The 19,420-nt window shown below is 35.7% G+C and carries 17 protein-coding genes; 12 read left to right on the top strand and 5 right to left on the bottom strand.

The window, feature by feature from the left end:
* On the bottom strand, window positions 1–1,049 hold a 1,049-nt coding region (locus AC4G3N_RS09430), incomplete at its 3' end, for an SH3 domain-containing protein (protein ID WP_491090078.1).
* Window positions 1,050–1,491: 442 nt separating this feature from the next.
* The gene (locus tag AC4G3N_RS09425; protein ID WP_491090077.1) at window positions 1,492–2,691 is read right to left on the bottom strand and encodes a dicarboxylate/amino acid:cation symporter; all 1,200 of its coding nucleotides are present in this window, start codon (window positions 2,689–2,691) and stop codon (window positions 1,492–1,494) included.
* Window positions 2,692–3,014: 323 nt separating this feature from the next.
* Between AC4G3N_RS09425 and AC4G3N_RS09420 the strand changes: the two genes are divergently transcribed.
* The 7 genes from AC4G3N_RS09420 (at window position 3,015) to AC4G3N_RS09390 (ending at window position 10,925) form a co-directional block, all read left to right on the top strand.
* Window positions 3,015–3,491: a hypothetical protein gene (locus AC4G3N_RS09420; RefSeq protein WP_490551909.1), complete on the top strand. Its 477-nt coding sequence runs from the start codon at window positions 3,015–3,017 to the stop codon at window positions 3,489–3,491.
* Between the two features lie 762 nt (window positions 3,492–4,253).
* Window positions 4,254–5,726: an aminotransferase class I/II-fold pyridoxal phosphate-dependent enzyme gene (locus tag AC4G3N_RS09415; protein WP_491090076.1), complete on the top strand. Its 1,473-nt coding sequence runs from the start codon at window positions 4,254–4,256 to the stop codon at window positions 5,724–5,726.
* 4 nt (window positions 5,727–5,730) lie between these two features.
* Window positions 5,731–6,591, top strand: a complete 861-nt coding sequence (speE, locus tag AC4G3N_RS09410) for a polyamine aminopropyltransferase (protein WP_139891409.1) — start codon at window positions 5,731–5,733, stop codon at window positions 6,589–6,591.
* Between the two features lie 73 nt (window positions 6,592–6,664).
* Window positions 6,665–7,864 (top strand): saccharopine dehydrogenase family protein, encoded by a 1,200-nt coding sequence (locus AC4G3N_RS09405; protein WP_139891408.1) that lies wholly within the window; start codon window positions 6,665–6,667, stop codon window positions 7,862–7,864.
* A gap of 1 nt (window position 7,865) precedes the next feature.
* A complete protein-coding gene (gene nspC / locus AC4G3N_RS09400) occupies window positions 7,866–8,993 on the top strand; it encodes a carboxynorspermidine decarboxylase (RefSeq protein WP_140461168.1) in 1,128 nt (375 codons plus the stop codon).
* 193 nt (window positions 8,994–9,186) lie between these two features.
* On the top strand, window positions 9,187–9,579 hold the full coding sequence (locus tag AC4G3N_RS09395) for a hypothetical protein (protein WP_491090075.1): 393 nt from the start codon (window positions 9,187–9,189) through the stop codon (window positions 9,577–9,579).
* Window positions 9,580–10,340: 761 nt separating this feature from the next.
* Window positions 10,341–10,925 carry a YdhK family protein gene (locus tag AC4G3N_RS09390; RefSeq protein WP_140461170.1) on the top strand — a complete coding sequence of 195 codons (585 nt, stop codon included), beginning with the start codon at window positions 10,341–10,343 and terminating at the stop codon, window positions 10,923–10,925.
* A 98-nt stretch (window positions 10,926–11,023) separates the two neighbouring features.
* Here AC4G3N_RS09390 and AC4G3N_RS09385 read toward each other — a convergent pair whose 3' ends face one another.
* Both AC4G3N_RS09385 and AC4G3N_RS09380 read right to left on the bottom strand, forming a co-directional pair.
* Window positions 11,024–12,385 (bottom strand): sensor histidine kinase, encoded by a 1,362-nt coding sequence (locus AC4G3N_RS09385; protein WP_491090074.1) that lies wholly within the window; start codon window positions 12,383–12,385, stop codon window positions 11,024–11,026.
* Window positions 12,382–13,056, bottom strand: a complete 675-nt coding sequence (locus tag AC4G3N_RS09380; protein WP_139891405.1) for a response regulator transcription factor — start codon at window positions 13,054–13,056, stop codon at window positions 12,382–12,384. Before AC4G3N_RS09380 ends, AC4G3N_RS09385 begins: the two co-directional genes overlap by 4 nt.
* Before the next feature lie 319 nt (window positions 13,057–13,375).
* Between AC4G3N_RS09380 and AC4G3N_RS09375 the strand changes: the two genes are divergently transcribed.
* Both AC4G3N_RS09375 and AC4G3N_RS09370 read left to right on the top strand, forming a co-directional pair.
* Window positions 13,376–13,765: a PepSY domain-containing protein gene (locus AC4G3N_RS09375; RefSeq protein WP_257468965.1), complete on the top strand. Its 390-nt coding sequence runs from the start codon at window positions 13,376–13,378 to the stop codon at window positions 13,763–13,765.
* 191 nt (window positions 13,766–13,956) lie between these two features.
* A complete protein-coding gene (locus AC4G3N_RS09370) occupies window positions 13,957–14,412 on the top strand; it encodes a GNAT family N-acetyltransferase (RefSeq protein WP_140461172.1) in 456 nt (151 codons plus the stop codon).
* A gap of 101 nt (window positions 14,413–14,513) precedes the next feature.
* On the opposite strand, the gene AC4G3N_RS09365 is transcribed toward AC4G3N_RS09370, so the two are convergent.
* Window positions 14,514–15,905, bottom strand: coding sequence for a DHA2 family efflux MFS transporter permease subunit (locus AC4G3N_RS09365; protein ID WP_139891403.1), 1,392 nt, complete (start codon window positions 15,903–15,905; stop codon window positions 14,514–14,516).
* A 1,152-nt stretch (window positions 15,906–17,057) separates the two neighbouring features.
* Here AC4G3N_RS09365 and AC4G3N_RS09360 point away from each other — a divergent pair.
* The 3 genes from AC4G3N_RS09360 to AC4G3N_RS09350 all read left to right on the top strand — a co-directional run bounded on the left by AC4G3N_RS09360 (window position 17,058) and on the right by AC4G3N_RS09350 (window position 19,201).
* Entirely contained in the window at window positions 17,058–17,291 is a 234-nt protein-coding gene (locus AC4G3N_RS09360; RefSeq protein ID WP_139891402.1) for a DUF3953 domain-containing protein, read from the top strand.
* 268 nt (window positions 17,292–17,559) lie between these two features.
* On the top strand, window positions 17,560–18,087 hold the full coding sequence (locus AC4G3N_RS09355) for a YceI family protein (protein WP_066101287.1): 528 nt from the start codon (window positions 17,560–17,562) through the stop codon (window positions 18,085–18,087).
* Between the two features lie 130 nt (window positions 18,088–18,217).
* Window positions 18,218–19,201: a ring-cleaving dioxygenase gene (locus AC4G3N_RS09350; RefSeq protein ID WP_140461655.1), complete on the top strand. Its 984-nt coding sequence runs from the start codon at window positions 18,218–18,220 to the stop codon at window positions 19,199–19,201.
* Window positions 19,202–19,420 lie beyond the last annotated feature (219 nt).

Raw genomic sequence — 19,420 nt, 5'->3', positions numbered from 1 at the left:
CCTTTCGGAATGGTTAGGATTACTTTATGCTTATTAGAAGCACCAGTCCTTAAATTGACATTAGCCGTTGTTTGATATGTAACGGTAGCCTGGGTACTAGCCTGTGAATTAGCAGTTGGTTTCTTTAAATAAGAAGAGCTCACAAAGCCTGTCTTATTAGCATATTTAACTTTAAACCAACTTCCGGATTTGGAGAGATAGGTCACATTTTTCCCTTTCGGAATGGTTAGGATTACTTTATGTTTATTAGAAGCACCAGTCCTTAAATTGACATTAGCCGTTGTTTGATATGTAACGGTAGCCTGTGAATTAGTCTGGGAATTAGCTGTTGGTTTCTTTAAATAAGAAGAGCTCACAAAGCCTGTCTTATTAGCATATTTAACCTTAAACCAACTTCCAGATTTGGAGAGATAAGTCACATTTTTTCCTTTCGGAATGGTTAGGATTACTTTATGCTTATTAGAAGCACCAGTCCTTAAATTGACATTAGCCGTTGTTTGATATGTAACGGTAGCCTGGGTACTAGCCTGTGAATTAGCAGTTGGTTTCTTTAAATAAGAAGAGCTCACAAAGCCTGTCTTATTAGCATATTTAACCTTAAACCAACTTCCGGATTTGGAGAGATAGGTCACATTTTTCCCTTTCGGAATGGTTAGGATTACTTTATGCTTATTAGAAGCACCAGTCCTTAAATTGATATTAGCCGTTGTTTGATATGTAACGGTAGCTTGGGTACTAGTCTGAGAATTAGCTGTTAGCTTCTTTAAATAAGAAGAGCTCACAAAGCCTGTCTTATTAGCGTATTTAACCTTAAACCAACTTCCGGATTTGGAGAGATAGGTCACATTTTTCCCTTTCGGAATGGTTAGGATTACTTTATGCTTATTGGACGAACCGGCTCTTAAATTGACATTAGCTGTCGTTTGATAGAGTGTGGAAGAAGAAACGGTTGCTGCGTCTACTTTTGTGTATAAATCAGTTGTTCCAAATAAAACCAAACCAAATGTAATAAAAATTAATACGATTTTTTGTGTCAATGAGTTTCTCATGCAAGACTTTCTCCTAATATTTGTGATAAATAATTTGTTGTGATAGTTATAATAATATAAAAATATTAATATATTTACTTATAGAAATAAACAAAAAATTAGCTATTTTATTATTTTTATATAATTAATAAGGAATAAATAAAGGATTCTTAATAAGGACAGAAGTAAATTATAAATGAGGATGTATTTGTGTTTTTTTAGATAAGGTGAGTTGTTTATTAAAATCATTGAACTAAAGTGAAAAAAGTATGAGGTTTGCAGATATTTTTCTGTGAAAATAACAAGATATGGACTGACACATAGGTCCTTGTTGAACTGGTTATATTTAATCAAAAAAGGGAGATATGTTGAGTTAACAACATGTCTCCCTTTTTGATTTATTGTTTTTTGACTGAAATCTCTATACGGACACCATTTTTGTATATCTATCTTATTTTTGTATTTAAATTAAATTTTCTATTTGTTTATTTTGAATTATTTCTTTGCTGGTTTTAGGAACAAATCGCTCCGTAAGTGCTGAGATAGCGCCATCGCCTGTTACATTGCATGCTGTTCCGAAGCTATCCTGAGCTAGGTATAATGCGATCATGAGGGAAAGCATGTTATCAGAGAAACCGAGCATGGATTCTAATAAACCAAGTGCAGCCATAACAGCTCCTCCTGGAACTCCTGGTGCGGCGATCATTGTGACACCAAGCATTAAAATAAATGGTAGCATTTGTGTGATGCTAGCATCCGTACCCTGTAACAGCATAACTGCCATCGCACAGCTGACGAGGGTAATTGTACTTCCAGATAAATGGATAGTTGCTAATAGTGGAACAGTGAAGTTTGCTATCTTTTCTTTCACACCCATTTTTTTAGTCCGATCCACAGTAACAGGAATCGTTGATGCGGAAGACTGAGTGCCTAAAGCTGTAAAATACGCTGGTAACATAGTCTTAAGCATTTTAAATGGATTTTTCTTAGAAGCTGCACCCGCAACTGTATACTGTATGACTAACATAAACAAATGTAAAGCAATGATCATCACAAATACTTTAGCAAATACACTTAAGATAGACGCAATTTGACCGCCCTGAGTCATGTTTGCGAATATACCAAAGATATGAAATGGTAAAAGAGGGATAATAATCGTATTAATTACCTTCACGACAATCTCTTTGAATTCTTCCATTACATTAAGAAGTGCTTCTCCTTTGATAGACGCCATCCCTACACCAATTGTGAAGGCTACAAGCAAAGCCGTCATAACACCCATTACAGCAGGCATCTCAATTGTAAAATATGGAGAGAGTAAAGCTTCCTCAGGATTTGCAAAGCTTTGAGCAGTCTGGTTTTTTAATATAACAGGATACAATGCTTTGGCCACGAAAAAAGCAATCAAGCCAGCTATTATTGTAGAAGCATAGGCTAATCCAGTTGTGATACCGAGCATTTTGCCGGCACCTTTCCCCATCATTCCAATTCCTGAAGCAATAAAACCAATGATAATAAAGGGAATAATAAATTCTAAAAAGCTGCTAAAAAGCCCGTTGAAAGTAGTGAAAATACGAAGCATCCAGGCTGGAGCAATCATTCCTATACCAATACCGAGAAAAATAGCTAATATAATCTTGGGTAATATACCGAATCGTTTCATGGTGTCCTCCTTATAAATACAGTTGTATTCTATATGTGGATTATACAGAAAAATGAATTAAAAAGTAACCTTTATGCTTAAAAAGAATAAAATAATGTTTTTTGATTGGTGATTGGAGTTAAATCTCTTAAATTTGGGATATCCATATTGGTTAAATAATATAAATGAAAAAGCTATAGGGGAGCAGAGAAAATGTTTTTCTTAAATTCAATATATTTCTATGATGATACAATTGATTGGAGATATAAAAATCATTCTCTATTTATTCTTCTGTTTACTGACTTTAAATAATGAGTGATTGTGTGTATGAAAGGAGAAGAAATATGCTAGGAATTCTGGAGTTTCAGTTAAGCAAGATTATGGTTAATATCTTCATTATTGTCGGGATTTTTTGTTTTGCGGTCCTTTTTACAAAGCAAGCCGAGTATGCTGAAAACCTAAAAGGAAATGCGATTACCTCTAAAGATATGAAAATTTCTCTTATAAAGAGAATGGCTTATGGCGCAGTTTTAGCTATCATTACTATTTTAATTGAGTATATCTTAGTTTATTATCTGTCTGGTTATTTTGAAGTAGAGATTAACGAATTTAGTTTTATATTCAGTATCTTTGTTTTGTGTTTTTTCTTAATGTTAGGAGTGGGTCCAAAGGAATATACTGAACCAACCACTAATAATTACTGGGTTAGACAAGAATTATACTGGACACTCGGTAATAAAGAATTTGATATATTGGGAAAACCGTTTTTAATAGGGGCTGTTACTTTTTTTCTCATCCATTTAGTTTACTTCATCATCTAGATCCTCAATAGTTTGATCTAATCATGATCTTCCATCCCTCTCCATCTCCTCTTATTAAATGATAAATGGTCGTTTTTTGTGTAAAATCATTCCAATGACCCATAGAGAATCATGAATATTTTTGATAAAAATAAATAATTATACATAGATAGAATGGTTTATTTAGGTTTTAAAGGTATAAAAAGTAAATGTATCTATTGCTAATTTTTCCATAAACTGATAATATTAGGACGTTGTTATTTTGGAAAGCAAATATTCAAATAGTTAGAGTCTTTCCAAGCAGATAAAAATTGACCACTTGCCCACGGGAAGTTAAGGCCATACGGACAGCCGGGTCAAATGCCGACAGGCAACATTAGTTGCCCTATTGATTGAGTTAGAAGCTCAAATTTTATAAGTTGGTTACTTTATAACCAGTACGACATAAATCGTGCAAAACTTGTGAAACGGTCAATAAGAGTGGTAAAAGTATTTATTTGCTATATAGACTCTGATCTCCTTTTTAGGTATGTTGAATATTAAAAAGCTTTTCAGACATAAAATTCATTGGATTTTATGTGTGGCAATATGTCTGTATTTATATATGCTTTTTAATAGGATAATAATATCTACAAGCAAGTGTTGTGCAATGAAATGCGCGTACACTTGCTTTTTTGTTGTCTTTTAACTTTATCAATTAATAAAAATCACCCCATAAATTCTTATGATTTAAGCCAGATGGAAAGGGAAGTGGGAGAATTTTCAGCGAGAGGAAGTTTTGTGATGAATGAACGAGAAAGATTATTTTGTCTTTCGCAGGGGCGGGCACCTATTTATGAAGCTTTGGAAGAGTTCAAGAAAAAGCGAATTGTTCCTTTTGATGTACCCGGTCATAAACGCGGGAGAGGTAATCCCGAATTGACAGCTTTTTTGGGGGAGCAAGCGGTTAGCGTGGATGTTAACTCGATGAAGCCGCTTGATAATCTCTGTCACCCGGTATCCGTCATTAAAGAAGCAGAAGAATTAGCAGCTGAGGCATTTGGTGCTGCACATGCATTTTTTATGGTGAATGGAACGACATCTGCCGTACAGGGGATGGTCCTAACAGCTTGTAAAGCGGGAGATAAGATTATTCTTCCCCGAAATGTTCATCGCAGTGTCATTAACGCACTTGTTCTATGTGGTGCCGTGCCGGTATATGTAAATCCGGAAATGGATAAAAATCTAGGAATTGCGCTTGGTATGTCTCTCAACCAGGTGGAAAAAGCGATTAAAGAAAACCCAGAGGCTAAAGCCATCCTGGTCAATAATCCAACCTATTATGGAATCTGCTCGGATTTACGAGGGATTGTGAGGCTTGCTCATCAGCATAACATGCTTGTTCTTGCAGATGAAGCACATGGAGCACATTTATACTTTGGAAAAAACCTTCCCGTGACTGCCATGGCTGCTGGTGCAGATATGGCTTCAGTCAGCATGCATAAATCCGGGGGAAGTTTGACGCAAAGCTCATTTATGTTAATGGGACCCTCTGTGAATGTTGGTTATGCAAGGCAAATTGTTAATCTAACACAAACAACAAGCGGATCATATTTGCTGCTTTCAAGCTTGGATCTTTCACGAAGAAATCTAGCGTTAAATGGAGAACGGATTTTCGATGATGTTATTAATCTTGCAGAATATGTTCGGAACGAAATCAATCAAATTGGTAACTATTATGCCTTTTCAAGAGAATTGGTGAATGGAGACAGCATATTTGATTTTGATGTAACTAAGCTCTCGGTACATACATTAGATATTGGACTAGCGGGAATTGAGGTATATGACTTATTGCGAGATGAGTATGATATCCAAATTGAATTTGGAGATTTAGGCAATATTTTGGCCTATGTATCTGTTGGTGATCGGAAAAGAGATGTCGAACGTCTGATCAGTGCCCTATCAGAAATACGTCGCCGTTATTCGACTGATAAATCAGGTCTGATTACACAAGAATATATTGACCCGGAGGTTGTGATTACACCGCAGGAGGCATTCTATGCAGATAAAGAATCATTGAGTCTGCGAGATACAGAGGGTCGGGTGTGCAGTGAGTTTGTGATGTGCTATCCTCCTGGAATTCCAATCCTCGCACCAGGTGAAAGAATTACGAAAGAAATCATTGAGTATATTGACTATGCAAAAGCAAAAGGCTGTTCCATGACAGGACCGGAAGACCTTGCTATTGAACGTCTGAATGTACTAAAGGGAGTGTGACAGCATGGAGTTGTGGTTTCATGAACGTAGCACGGCAGAAGTAAAGCTTTCCATCAAGGTGGACAAGCATTTATACAGTGAACAGAGTGAATTTCAGAGGATTGATATCTTTGATTCGAACGAATTTGGGAGATTTTTGACCCTGGATGGCTATATGATGATGACTGAAAAAGATGAGTTTATTTATCATGAGATGATTACCCATGTACCTATGGCTGTTCATCCAAATCCACGGAAGGTTTTGGTTATTGGTGCAGGGGATGGCGGTGTTGTACGTGAGCTAACCCGTTATCAACAGATTGAACATATTGACATGGTGGAAATTGACGAAAAGGTAGTTGAAGCCTGTAAAAATTATTTGCCTTTAACAGCTTCTAAGCTTGATGACGAACGGGTTCATATTCATTATGAGGATGGGCTGAAATTTGTTCGATCCTGTGAAAATCAATATGATTTAATCATCGTGGATTCAACCGACCCATTCGGACCGGGTGAAGGCTTGTTTACGAAAGAATTTTACGGTAATTGCTACAAGGCCTTACATGAAGATGGAATTATGGTAAATCAGCATGAGAGTCCGTTTTATGCAGAAGACAGGGCAGCGATGCAGAGGGCGCACCAACGGATTATCGACTGTTTCCCAATTAGCAGGGTATATCAGGCACATATTCCATCCTACCCGTCCGGCCACTGGTTGTTTGGATTTGCATCCAAAAAATATCAACCTCTTGCAGATTTAAATCAAGAGGCTTGGAAACAGTTAGGTATTAAAACACGCTATTACAATCCTAATTTACACCGTGGTTCCTTTGCTTTGCCAACGTATGTGGAGGAGCTGCTGAGGGACGTGGAAGATATTCCATGAAAATCTTCTAGTGTTTAAAACAAGCAGAAAGAAGTTTGTTAGATAAATAAATAATGGATTGGAGATATGAAAAATGGGAAAAGCACTGATTATTGGTTGTGGCGGAGTAGCCTCTGTGGCAATAAACAAATGTGTACAAAACAGTGAGGTATTTGAAGAGATTTGTATTGCAAGTCGTACTAAGTCCAAATGTGATGATTTAAAAGCTAAGCTTGACGGCGGTAAGACAAAAATTACAACGGCTCAGGTGGATGCAAACAATGTGGATGAGCTAATTGCTTTAATAGAAGAAGTGAATCCGGATATAGTAATGAACCTTGCCTTACCATATCAGGATTTAACGATTATGGATGCCTGTCTTGCAACTAAAACTCATTATATGGATACAGCTAATTATGAGCCTGAAGATACAGCGAAGTTTGAATATAAATGGCAATGGGATTACCGTGAGCGCTTTGAAGAAGTGGGTATTACTGCATTATTAGGAAGCGGATTTGATCCTGGCGTTACAGGAGTATTCTCAGCCCATGCCTTAAAACATCATTTTGATGAAATTGAATACATTGATATTTTAGACTGTAATGCAGGTGACCATGGTTATCCTTTTGCAACAAACTTTAATCCTGAAATAAATATCCGTGAAGTAACAGCAAATGGCTCCTATTGGGAAAATGGCCAATGGGTAGAAACAGAGCCAATGGAAATTAAACGTACGTACAATTTCCCTGAGATCGGTGACAAAGATATGTATCTATTACATCATGAAGAAATTGAATCACTTGCTTTGAATATTCCTGGCATTAAGCGGATTCGTTTCTTTATGACATTTGGGCAAAGTTATCTCACTCATTTAAAATGTCTAGAAAATGTTGGGATGACATCTATTGAGCCAATCGAATTTGAAGGGAAAGAAATCATACCTCTTCAATTTTTAAAAGCAGTACTTCCAGACCCTTCCTCACTTGGTCCGCGTACAAAAGGAAAAACGAATATTGGCTGTATTTTCCGCGGTAAAAAAGATGGAAAAGATAAAACTTATTATGTATACAATGTTTGTGATCATGAAGCGTGTTACAAAGAAGTGGGATCACAGGCGGTTGCTTATACAACAGGGGTTCCTGCAATGATTGGTGCGATGATGGTTATGAACGGAAATTGGAACAAGCCTGGTGTTTACAATATTGAGGAATTTGATCCAGATCCGTTCATGGAAGCATTGAATAAATGGGGACTTCCTTGGAAAGAAAGCTTTGATCCGGAGTTAGTAGACTAAGATGCGCTTTGATCAATTACCAACACCATCTTATGTGGTAGATGAAGGTCTACTCGAGAAAAACCTAAAAATTTTAAAGGGTGTAATGGGTCGAACCGGATGTAAAATTATCCTGGCACAAAAAGCATTTTCTATGCATGCAATGTATCCGTTAATCGGTCAGTATTTGAGTGGGACTGCTGCGAGCGGATTGTATGAAGCTAAGCTTGGCTATGAGGAGATGGGAAAGGAAAATCATGTGTTTTCCCCAGCCTACCGCGAAGATGAGATAGATGAAATTATCTCTATTTGTGATCATATTATCTTCAATTCTTTTTCACAGCTTGAGAGATTTGGGGATAAAGTACTCCAGGCAGGTAAAAGCATAGGCCTCCGTATTAATCCAGAATGTTCGACTCAAGAGGGCCATGAAATCTATGATCCATGCACTAGAGGATCCAGATTTGGTATAACGGCTGATGAATTTCGTCCAGATTTGCTGGAAGGTGTATCGGGATTACATTTCCATACGCTTTGTGAACAGGATTCGGATGCCTTGGCACAAACCCTCAATGCTGTCGAAGAGAAATTTGGAAAATGGCTGCCGCAAATGAAATGGATTAATTTTGGCGGTGGCCACCATATTACAAGAGATGGGTATAATATAGGCCTGCTGGAGGACTGTATTACCCGTATTCAGAAGACATATGATTTGGAGGTTTATCTTGAGCCGGGTGAAGCAATTGCTCTTAATGCCGGATTTCTTGTGACAACGGTTCTTGATACATTAAAGAATGATTTGGAAATTGCTATCCTCGATACTTCGGCTTCCTGTCATATGCCGGATGTGTTGGAAATGCCATATCGCCCTCCGCTTCTTGGTAGTGGTGAACCCGGTGAAAAGGCCCATACGTACAGATTAGGCGGTCCAACCTGCTTAACAGGGGATATTATTGGAGATTATTCATTCGATCAGCCGTTAAAAAGTAATGACCGATTGGTTTTTGGGGATATGGCGATTTATTCGATGGTTAAAAACAATACATTTAACGGAATGGCCCTGCCGACAATTGCTGTACAGGACAAGAATGGTGAATGCCGCATTTTGCATAAATTTAATTATATGGATTTTAAAAATAGACTATCTTAATGAAAAAGCCAGATTCCAATGTGAATCTGGCTTTCTTCTATAGATAGGTATTATATATAGAAGAAACTCGTATATTAAGTTTTCTACGATTTGATTAAAGACGGATATCTCTGATTGTTAAAGGTGTTTTTAATACTTTTGTAGAATTACTTTGAATGAAGAACAACTGAAAACTAGTAAGGGGTGAGACGAAATGGAAAAAAATGAGGTTATCATGATTGAGGAACGAAGTAATAGTAAAATGAATTTTCCATTTATATTAAAGATTGTTGGGATTATTGCACTATTATTTACCGTTATTACTTTAGGTGCAGGGTTGTATAAATTATATGTGTATGAAAGTCCCTATAGTAAAGAGGAAATGATAGACCAAGGATATGAAGAAATATTCAATGAGGAGAAGGCTGTTAATGCATATAATTTATATGATGTGCAGAATTTATCGGTGAATGCCGGAATGGCTACAGCGTATTTTACATTAGCAATTTTGTTTAGCATCCTTGGAATAGGAGCTTTTGTAATGGCTGAAATACTGAAACGGAATGAGCAAAGGAGCATGTTGAGTATAGACAATCTAAAAGAATGAAAAGCTCAAACCCAGTCAGGAGTTTGAGCAAGGTTGAATAAGTTATATAGTCTCTATTGTCCGACCGCTTAACTTCGCAAAAATGTTACTAATAGATAAGAAAACGGTAAAGAATGCATTCAGCACTATATTAATCAAGCCACTGAATATACTAAGAATGAAGTAGACGATTGCTGATAATAAAATACCTTCCATTAACATTTCAATAGAAAATGAACGTTCATAAATTGCACCAATAATAGTAATGAGCCATATTAATACAATATATATCATGGGGAAATAGGCAATGAATTGACTGATTCATGAAAGGATACGTGTAATTCCTGCAGCAATCCAATAAAACGGGGAAAAAAGAATAAGTCGAAAGATCAGGAAGTAATGTTGTATGGTATTCATGCTAGCTCAACTCCTCCGTATTAGTCTAAGGTGCTTCATTATTTAAATTCCCGTAATAATTTCCTTTAAAAATGAAAAAATTGTGAATGATATAGGGGATGTGACAACCATTATAGTTGGTTAACGTTTTATATAAAAATTCAATTAAGATACGAGAAAAAATAGAGGGTTAATTTGTTTATTTTTAAACAGTCTTCTAAATGTATGAGCAGATTTATGAATCTATTAGTTATTTAAACCATAAAAATTAGCAGATAATATGATAGAAGAGGTAAAGGTAAATATAAAAATATGGTAGACCATACAACAAAAGGGTAATGCAATAAAGAACACAATTGCTGTTTATCATAAAAGGAGGACAAGATATGTTAAAAAGACTTTCTCTCTTATCTCTGCTAACGGTATGTATTCTTGTGCTGGGTGCTTGCTCTCAAACAACTGAGGAAGACCAAACTGAGGATACTAATAATAAAGAATTGCAACATGATACACAATCTCATGATATGAAGGGAATGAATCATTCAGGTTCTGGTGAGGTTCCGGAAGATTTAAAAGTGGCTGAAAATCCTACTTTTAAAGTTGGAAGCCATGCAATCCTTAAAGATGGACATATGGAAGGTATGAAAAGTGCTGAAGCCACCATCATTGGAGCTTATGACACAACCGCATACCGCATTTCTTACAATCCAGCTACAGGTGGGGAAAGGGTGAAAAATCATAAGTGGATTATTCATGAAGAGATAAAAGATAGTGGAGAGGAATCTTTGCAGCCTGGTGCAGAAGCCATTACGACTGCCTCTCATATGGATGGAATGAAGGGTACCACTGTAAAAATTGAATCAGCACAAGAAACGACTGTTTATATGATTGATTACAAACCAACAACAGGTGGGGAAGAAGTAACTAATCACAAATGGGTGACAGATGACGAATTGATGCTTGTTGAATAATTACTCGCATTGCCGTGCCATTCGTTTTGTTTGTTAAACCTTAAAAGGCACCTATCATACTGGGAGGTGCCTAGAATAATATCCTCTAATTAAGCTCTTTAATAGCCTATAGGTAAACGAAACTTAAAGGTACTTCCTTTATCTAATTCACTTGATACATCAATGGTGCCGCCGTGCAGACTGACAATCCATTTTACGATCGACAAGCCAAGACCTGTATTGCCGTTAGCAGTTGAGGTGCGAGAAGGATCGACGCGATAAAAACGATCCCATATTTTATTTATATGTTCTGCACTAATGCCAATTCCATTATCCGAAATCTCACCTATCACATGATTACCCTGCTGATATGATTTAATCTTTACATATCCGCCAGGCCTTCCATAGGCAACCGCATTCGTAATCAGGTTCATAAGTAATCTCATGATTAACGTTTGATCTGCTTTTATAAAAAGATTACCCTCTAGGTCTGTAATTATCTCAATATCAGCTTTATCAGCCATATAGGTTAATTCTTCTGCTATCATTTCTGTTAACTCACTAATATTAAGCCTTTCAAATAGAAAATGGTCCATATTCTGCTGATCAACTCTGGCCAGTAAAAGTAGTTGCGAAATGAGAGAGGACATTTTTTGGGATTGTTTTAGAATGACCTCAAGGGATTCCTTTACTTCTTTTGAATCATCAATTTGAGATAAGGCGTATTCAGATTGAGAGATGATGACAGAAGTAGGTGTCCTTAATTCATGAGAGGCATCAGAAGTAAATTGTTTTTCATTCTCAAATGAAGATTGTAATCTATCGAACATTCGATCAAAGGTCTGTGCCAAAGCATGAATTTCATCATTTGATCCTTTAAGGTTGATACGTTTTGATAAATCTTGTCCGTCGTTAATTTCGCTGACTGTATCAATCATTTTTTGTACGGGACGAAACGCTCTTTTTGTAATAGAATATCCGCCGGTAGCTGCTACAATAATAAGGAATGGAAAAGCAATTAGCGTCACAAGTAAAATGGTGTTCATGGCTGACGATAATTGATTTAATTGATAAACGCCTCGAATCCATATCTCATCATTAAATTTTTTATATGGGTGATCATATAATAGCCATTCCTGTCCATTCTGTTCAATGGTTTGAAGTCCATCCTTATTCATTGGTGTGTCCCCGTTAAATCCAGATGGAACATTGCCTTCCAGTAAAGCACCATTTTTATCGTAAATTAAAAGAGTGACCCCATCATCATAATACTCAAAATCATTATCTACCTCTAAATGTCCGTTTTCATAATCTATATCTCTAAAACCTTCTTTTACTGATTCCTCGAGTTGGTCCTGGATATTTAACAGAAGAATTTTATCGGAAGAGGCCAAAATAATACTTAATACCATAGCCATAATAATCACAATCAGGCCCGTATACCAGAGAGTGATCTTCATTTTAATAGATAATTTTTTCATGACTCTATCCTCAATACGTAGCCAGATCCTCTTATGGTATGGATAAGCTTGATTTCAAAATCATTGTCTATCTTCTTTCTTAGATAACGAATATAAACATCAACGATATTTGAGCCGCCTTCATAATCATAATTCCAAACATGCTGTTCAATATTATCTCGAGACAATACAATATCTTTATTGCGAATCATATATTCCAAAATTGCAAACTCCTTGCTGGAAAGGTCAATATTTTTACCCTGTCGCGTTACCTTATGGGTATTACAGTCCACTACTAAATCGCCTATTTCATAAACGTTGGATGTGTTACCTGATTGCCGGCGCATTAACACCCGTATCCTGGCCAGTAGTTCATCGAAGGCAAATGGTTTGATTAAATAATCATCTGCGCCTAAATCCAGTCCTTTGACCCGATCTTCAATCGTATCTTTTGCGGTTAACAATAAAACAGGAGTACGATTCCCTTCTTCTCTTATATGCTGCAAAACTTCCAGTCCATTTACTTCTGGAATCATTATATCTAACACAATCAAATCATAAGAAGCCATGGAAATATAATCGAGTGCATCAGACCCATTTCCACATGCGTCCACACTGTAATTTTCCACTTTTAAACGGTTTGCAAGAACGTTTTGTAAATCTTTTTCATCTTCGACTATGAGAATCCGCATGTTTAGTCTCCTTTTCTTCTTATTTAATATATTTTACTATAATTCACGTTTATTAAAAAAAGATGAGAAAATCATTTTTATTCATTAATGTTCCTTTAATGTTTACCCATTATGATGAAGTCAAGATCAAGGAAAAGAATAAAAGACAGGAGGAGAGGCGTCAAAATTAATGGAATGATAATTGGTTCCTGTTCTGGTCAAATGGTCTTATGTTCTTCGTAAATTAAAAATTCTAATCAATTTTATTGACCAATTAGACCAGTTTGAAGATTAACTAGAAAAGGAAATTGTATATAAACGATAAAAAGGAGAGATAGCTATGTTAACAAAATACAAAAACATGGTAGTAGAAAATAAAAAGAAAATAATCGGTGGCTTTATTGCCATAATTGTTCTTGGAATCGCCATTGTAGGCGGTTATGTTGGAATGGGTTATTACTATGCAAATAAGAATGACAACTATACAGAAGCACAAATTAAAGAAATAGCTTTGAAGCAAATTGATGGAGAAGTTATCAGTGTTCAAAAAGAATTCAATTTGGAAGATGACCGTATTTCCCGTTCTGAATACGAATACGATGTTGAAATTAAAACTTCAGAAAATCTTTTGAAAACAATCACTGTAAAAGGTAGAACAGGCACTATAGAAATAGATGATGATTTTGACGATGATCATATTTCCCGTTCCGAATTTGATGGTAAAAATTAAATTCATGAAAATTTCTTAAGTACAACCAACATAAGAGGAAGAACATGTCTAATTGAATTAAATGGATTTAATAATCAGGAGACTCCGCCAAAAGATTTATCTCTTTTTGGGAGTCTCTTTTTTATGGATATGGATAAGTTAAATTCTGGTATTGTGATATAAAAGATATCTGGATACAAGGAGGAGACGATATGTACCAATATTTTAACGGCTTAGTCATCCGGGAAGGGACAGAAGGAGTTCCAGCTGAAAGTGTAGAAACTCTTTTTACAGATGCAGGATGGGCGAGAAACACACCAGATTGGCAGAAAGAAAAGTTTTCATTAATATTTGAAAACTCCACCTGGGCTTATACTGTATGGGATTCTAGCCGAATGATTGGAATGGTTCGGGTTATTTCAGACAAAATAATGGCCGCTACTATAATGGATTTAGTCGTTTTAACCGAATATCGAGGAAAGGGGATCGGTAAAAAATTAGTTGAACTATGTGTACAAAAGCTTCCTCATGGAGATTGGTTCGCGCATACGTCCGCTGATAATTTCAGTTTCTATGAAAAGTGCGGATTTGAAGTCAAAGACTTGTCCCAAAATGGAACGTGCGTCTATTATGGATATATACAAGCCCGTAAAGAGGGGCATAGATAAATAAAAACAAAGCTAACACCAACTAGAATCGCAGAGGATTTAGGGTGTTAGCTTTATTTATTTCACTCTATTTGGTTTCGTTTTCTCTCAATCTTCCCAGTTTACTGTGTTTTTTTCAAGAAGAATGAAAGAACGACATTTATGATAGCTAAAATTAAACTGATCTTAAATACAAATGCTGAACCAGTAGCTGCAGCTGCAGTTAAATCATTGGCTGCACCGGATAAGTAATCAGCTTGTTTCATAGAGAATAGAGATACCATTACCGCAATACCTATAGCTCCGGCTACTTGCTGAGACGTTTGTGTAATTGCAATACCATCTGGATAATATTGTCTAGGTAATGCATTCAGTGTATTTGTTTGTACGGATGCTAAGACCATACCAACACCTAACATCATCACGATATGTGTCAATACCATAATCCAAAGAGCGGTATCTGTTCCGTATGATGCATAAAGTCCATATCCAATGACAACAAGAATTGTACCTGGAGTAATCACGGCACGTGGTCCATATTTGTCAAATAATTTACCAATTATCGGCGCAAGTACACAGTTGATTAAACTCCCCGGAAGCATCATTAATCCTGTTACAAATGCTGAAACGATAAGGGCCATTTGCATATACATTGGTAAAACAACAAGCATGGAAAGCATGTTGAGGAAGGTAATAATATTCATAGCAAGACCTAAAACGAACATTGGGTATCTAAATGCTTTTAAGTTTAACATTGGGTGTTCCATCTTATTTTGACGGATACAGAAGAATAGTAATGCGATTAAGCCGATAATAATTGTTCCTAATACGGTTGCATTTGTCCAGCCAAGCTCTCCACCGACACTTACACCGTATACAACACCACCAAAACCAATTGTAGATAATACTACAGATAAAATATCAATTGAGACATTACGGATTTCATTAACATTCGGTATATAGATATAGCCAATGATTAGTGAAATTAATAAGAATGGAATGGTGAACCAGAAAATCCAATGCCAAGATAAGGTGTCTAAAATCATGCCTGCTAAGGTTGGTCCAAAAGCTGGTCCAGCTAAAATAACTAATCCCATTGTTCCCATTGCAGCTCCACGTTTATTTGGCGGGAAAATCGTGAAAATAACACTTTGTGTTAAAGGTAAAATGATAGCCAACCCAGCTGCTTGAATAATACGTGCTGTTAAAAGTACGCTAAATGTGGGTGCTAAAGCAGCTAAAACTGTCCCTATAAGAGAGAAAAATAAAGCTGCCATGAACATTTGGCGTGTCGTGAATTTTTGCATTAAAATACCTGTAACTGGTACTAAAATACCAAGTGTTAAAAAGTAGCCTGTTGCCAACCACTGAATGGTTGTTGCATCCACACTAAAAATTTGGCTTAATTGTCCTAATGCTATATTTAAAGCTGTTTCACTAAAAAGCCCGACAAATCCTGCTACCAAGAGGGCAGCCATTATCGGTCCCGTTTTGATTTGTATTTGTTTATTCACTTGTTATAACTCCTCTAAAAATAAATTATTTGTAAATTCGAGATTGCTCTCAGGGAGAAACGCATTTGTAGAGCAAAAATCCATCTTCATTGGAAGTCTAATCACTAAAGAAATAGAAGAATACAGAATCTTCTGAAAAAAAGATTCGATAAAACCTTTGATTATAAAATTTTCTCAATTAAAATCAGACTCTTGTAAACATACATACTAAAACTACATTAGGGCGAATTTTCACTCACCTATATTTGCTAACTGTAAAGCAAGTCATTGTCTCTATGTTTTTTTAGTCATTGATTCGTTTTTAATCATTCCACTTGGGCATTAATTATTGATAATTTGAGATAAATCCAGTATTCGCAAGTAGAATCATACTTCTTTCAAATGGTGAGAGAACGAAACTTTGCTATTTTTATGCTTGTTTCGTAGGATCCAACACCTGTATATCCTTTTGGCGGGATAGTCCATTGCATTCGTAAATAATCAGCAATTTTGTATCCCTCCTGTTAGTACACCTCCACCATACTAACCAGTCAGTCTGTTTTTCACTATAACAAAATATTTCTTCTTGTGTAAGTAATTTGTTTTTTTTGTGACAATATTTTTATAATTGATCTTTTTATGTATTAGGAGTTTTATGCATGGGGGTAAAAATGAAACCTTGCTATATCAAGGATGAATCAGTATATAAATCTATTAAAAATGTATCCCCTTACATTTGTAGCAGGGTAAACATGCACTAAATTGGGAAGTGGATTGTATTTTTTAAGTAATTCATATACCGAATTTTATTATTTCAAAATAATATAAAGCGGTGGTTAGATTAACTGGTTATTAGTGATGGTTTCATACAGCGGGGTAGTTTATTCTATCTAAATTCAACTATTGATAAATATTCATTGATAGGTAGTTCCCGATTTATTATCCTCTGAATACCTATTTCACTACTGGCCACCAAGAAAATAGTAAATAAAATCATCCTGTGATACATAATTATTTAAGATGTGAAATATTTGAAAATGAAAAGGTTCTGCTTTCTGATTAAATAAAGTTTTACATCTTTAAGAACTGTATAGAATAAAAAAGGATTAACGGCATTAGGAGTCGAAAAGCTATAGTAATAGGTTGTTACTAGGATATAAGGAGTATGGAATCATGCTGAAAATTTTACGCTATGTTTTTTCAACGGTAGTTTTAATATTTGTATTATACGGATTTATTACTAGAAGCTTTGCGTACCAACCATTTATGATTTTTTTCTTAGGGTTAATGATGTTAATCATTGGATTAGAAGAATATCAAAAAGGACGAAAACTGATTAGTTGGGTGAGTCTAGGTGGATTTTTGTTTGCCATGTATGTAGCAATTGAAGGTTTTATACTGAATTAACAATCTGCAGTAGGATCTTTTTGGCGCTTTCAGATTTATGATCAATATGTGATCACATCTTACATTTCAGATTACATTGTGAGTAATCATATTGTTTAGAGATCTGGCATAAACTGATCCATATCCACATTGGTAAAAAATCTTGAATAAATTGACAAGAAAATGTACTCGTGTTAAATTTATCCTTAATTAAAGAATTTTGAATTCGAGGTATATTGCATTTTACATAAAGTCTCGAATTCGAAATAAAAGTATTGGAGGAATAACAATGGCAAAATGGATAGTTGACCAGTCTCATTCAACAATTGGCTTTGCAGTGAAACATATGATGGTATCAAAGGTAAAAGGAAAATTTGATACGTATACAGCAGATATTGAAGCCGCGGATTTAACAGATTTGACAACAGCTCAAATTGCATTTCAATTTGATCCAGCAAGTATTAACACTTTTTCAGAAGATCGTGATACACACTTGAAATCTGCTGAATTTTTTGATGTGGAAGCATATCCTACAATCGAATTTAAATCTACAAGCATTACAAGATCTGGGGATGACTATAAAGTAACTGGTGATCTGACTATTAAGGATGTAACAAAGTCAGTTACATTCGATGTCGAATTTGGCGGAAAAGGCAAAAATCCTTGGGGAGTTGAAGTATACGGTTTTGAAGGGGACGCGAAGATTAACCGAGAAGATTTTGGTCTTACTTATAATGCAGCACTTGAAACGGGCGGCGTTTTAATTGGTAAAGATATTAAAATAGAAATAGAATTAGAGATTAACCCGGCAGCATAAGTTTAATCGTTCTTCTAAGGGGAAATAAAGAAGGATAATGTCTTCTAAAGAGGGTAATTTATGAGTGATTCCGCTCTTTTTTTATCCAATATCTCGAATTCGAGATAAATAGTTAACGGGGGTATAGATATTGAATGAATTAAAAGGATTGCACCATGTGACTGCGATTACGAGCAGTGCAGAAAAAATTTATGAATTCTTTACAGGGGTTCTTGGTATACGCTTAGTGAAGAAAACCGTCAACCAGGATGATATTAAAACGTATCATTTATTTTTTTCAGATGATGTCGGCTCCCCGGGTACAGATATGACTTTCTTTGATTTCCCTAGTATTTCAAAGGGAATTCACGGGAACAATGAAATTTCGAAAACATCTTTCCGAGTTCCAAGTGACGCAGCTCTAGACTATTGGATTAAACGGTTTGATAAATACGAAGTTAAACATACAGGAATTCAAGAATGGTTCGGCAAAAAAACAGTGTCCTTTACTGATTTTGATGATCAGTCATATCAACTAATTTCTGATCAGAGTAATGAGGGAGTAGCTTCCGGAACGCCTTGGCAAAAGGGGCCTGTCCCATTGGAATATGCTATTACAGGATTGGGTCCAATATTTATTCGTACCTCTAATTTCGATTATTTAAAAAAACTTATGGAAGAGGTTTTGTTGTTTAGAGTGTTAGACAGCCATGAATCTTATCATTTGTTTGAAATGGGCGAAGGAGGCAATGGAGCACAGGTTATTGTAGAACACAATACAACTCTTCCACAGGCACAGCAAGGCTTTGGTACAGTTCACCATGTGGCATTTCGCGTGAATGACCGCTCAGAGCTGAAGGATTGGCAAAAACGTTTGCAGGCATTTAATATACCCAATTCAGGTTATGTAGAACGTTATTATTTTGGTTCACTCTATGCAAGATTGGCACCGCATATTTTATTTGAATTTGCAACGGACGGTCCTGGATTTATGGAGGATGAACCATACGAAACTCTTGGAGAAAAATTATCCTTGCCGCCATTTTTAGAAGAAAAACGAGAACAAATTGAAAGTATAGTTCGATCCATTAATACGGTTCGCAGTACCTTAACGTTTGAAAAAGAATACTTGTAAAGAGTAAGAACAACATAATCGGCAATTCATTATAAGCAACTAAGATGAGATTGAAAACTAAGATACTATTTCAGGGCTAATCGTAAATTTCGATTAGCCCTTTTATCTTTAATAGTGAATCTAGTTTTCTATATAAGGAAGATAGATTATTTGAAAATTGTTACAATATTTTTGTAACTATTACAATTTTATTTAAATTATACCAAATTCATGTTATGA

Source organism: Bacillus sp. z50 (assembly GCF_058313585.1).
Note: the sequence above shows the minus strand (reverse complement) of the source record. Positions and strands in the feature narration are given on the sequence as shown.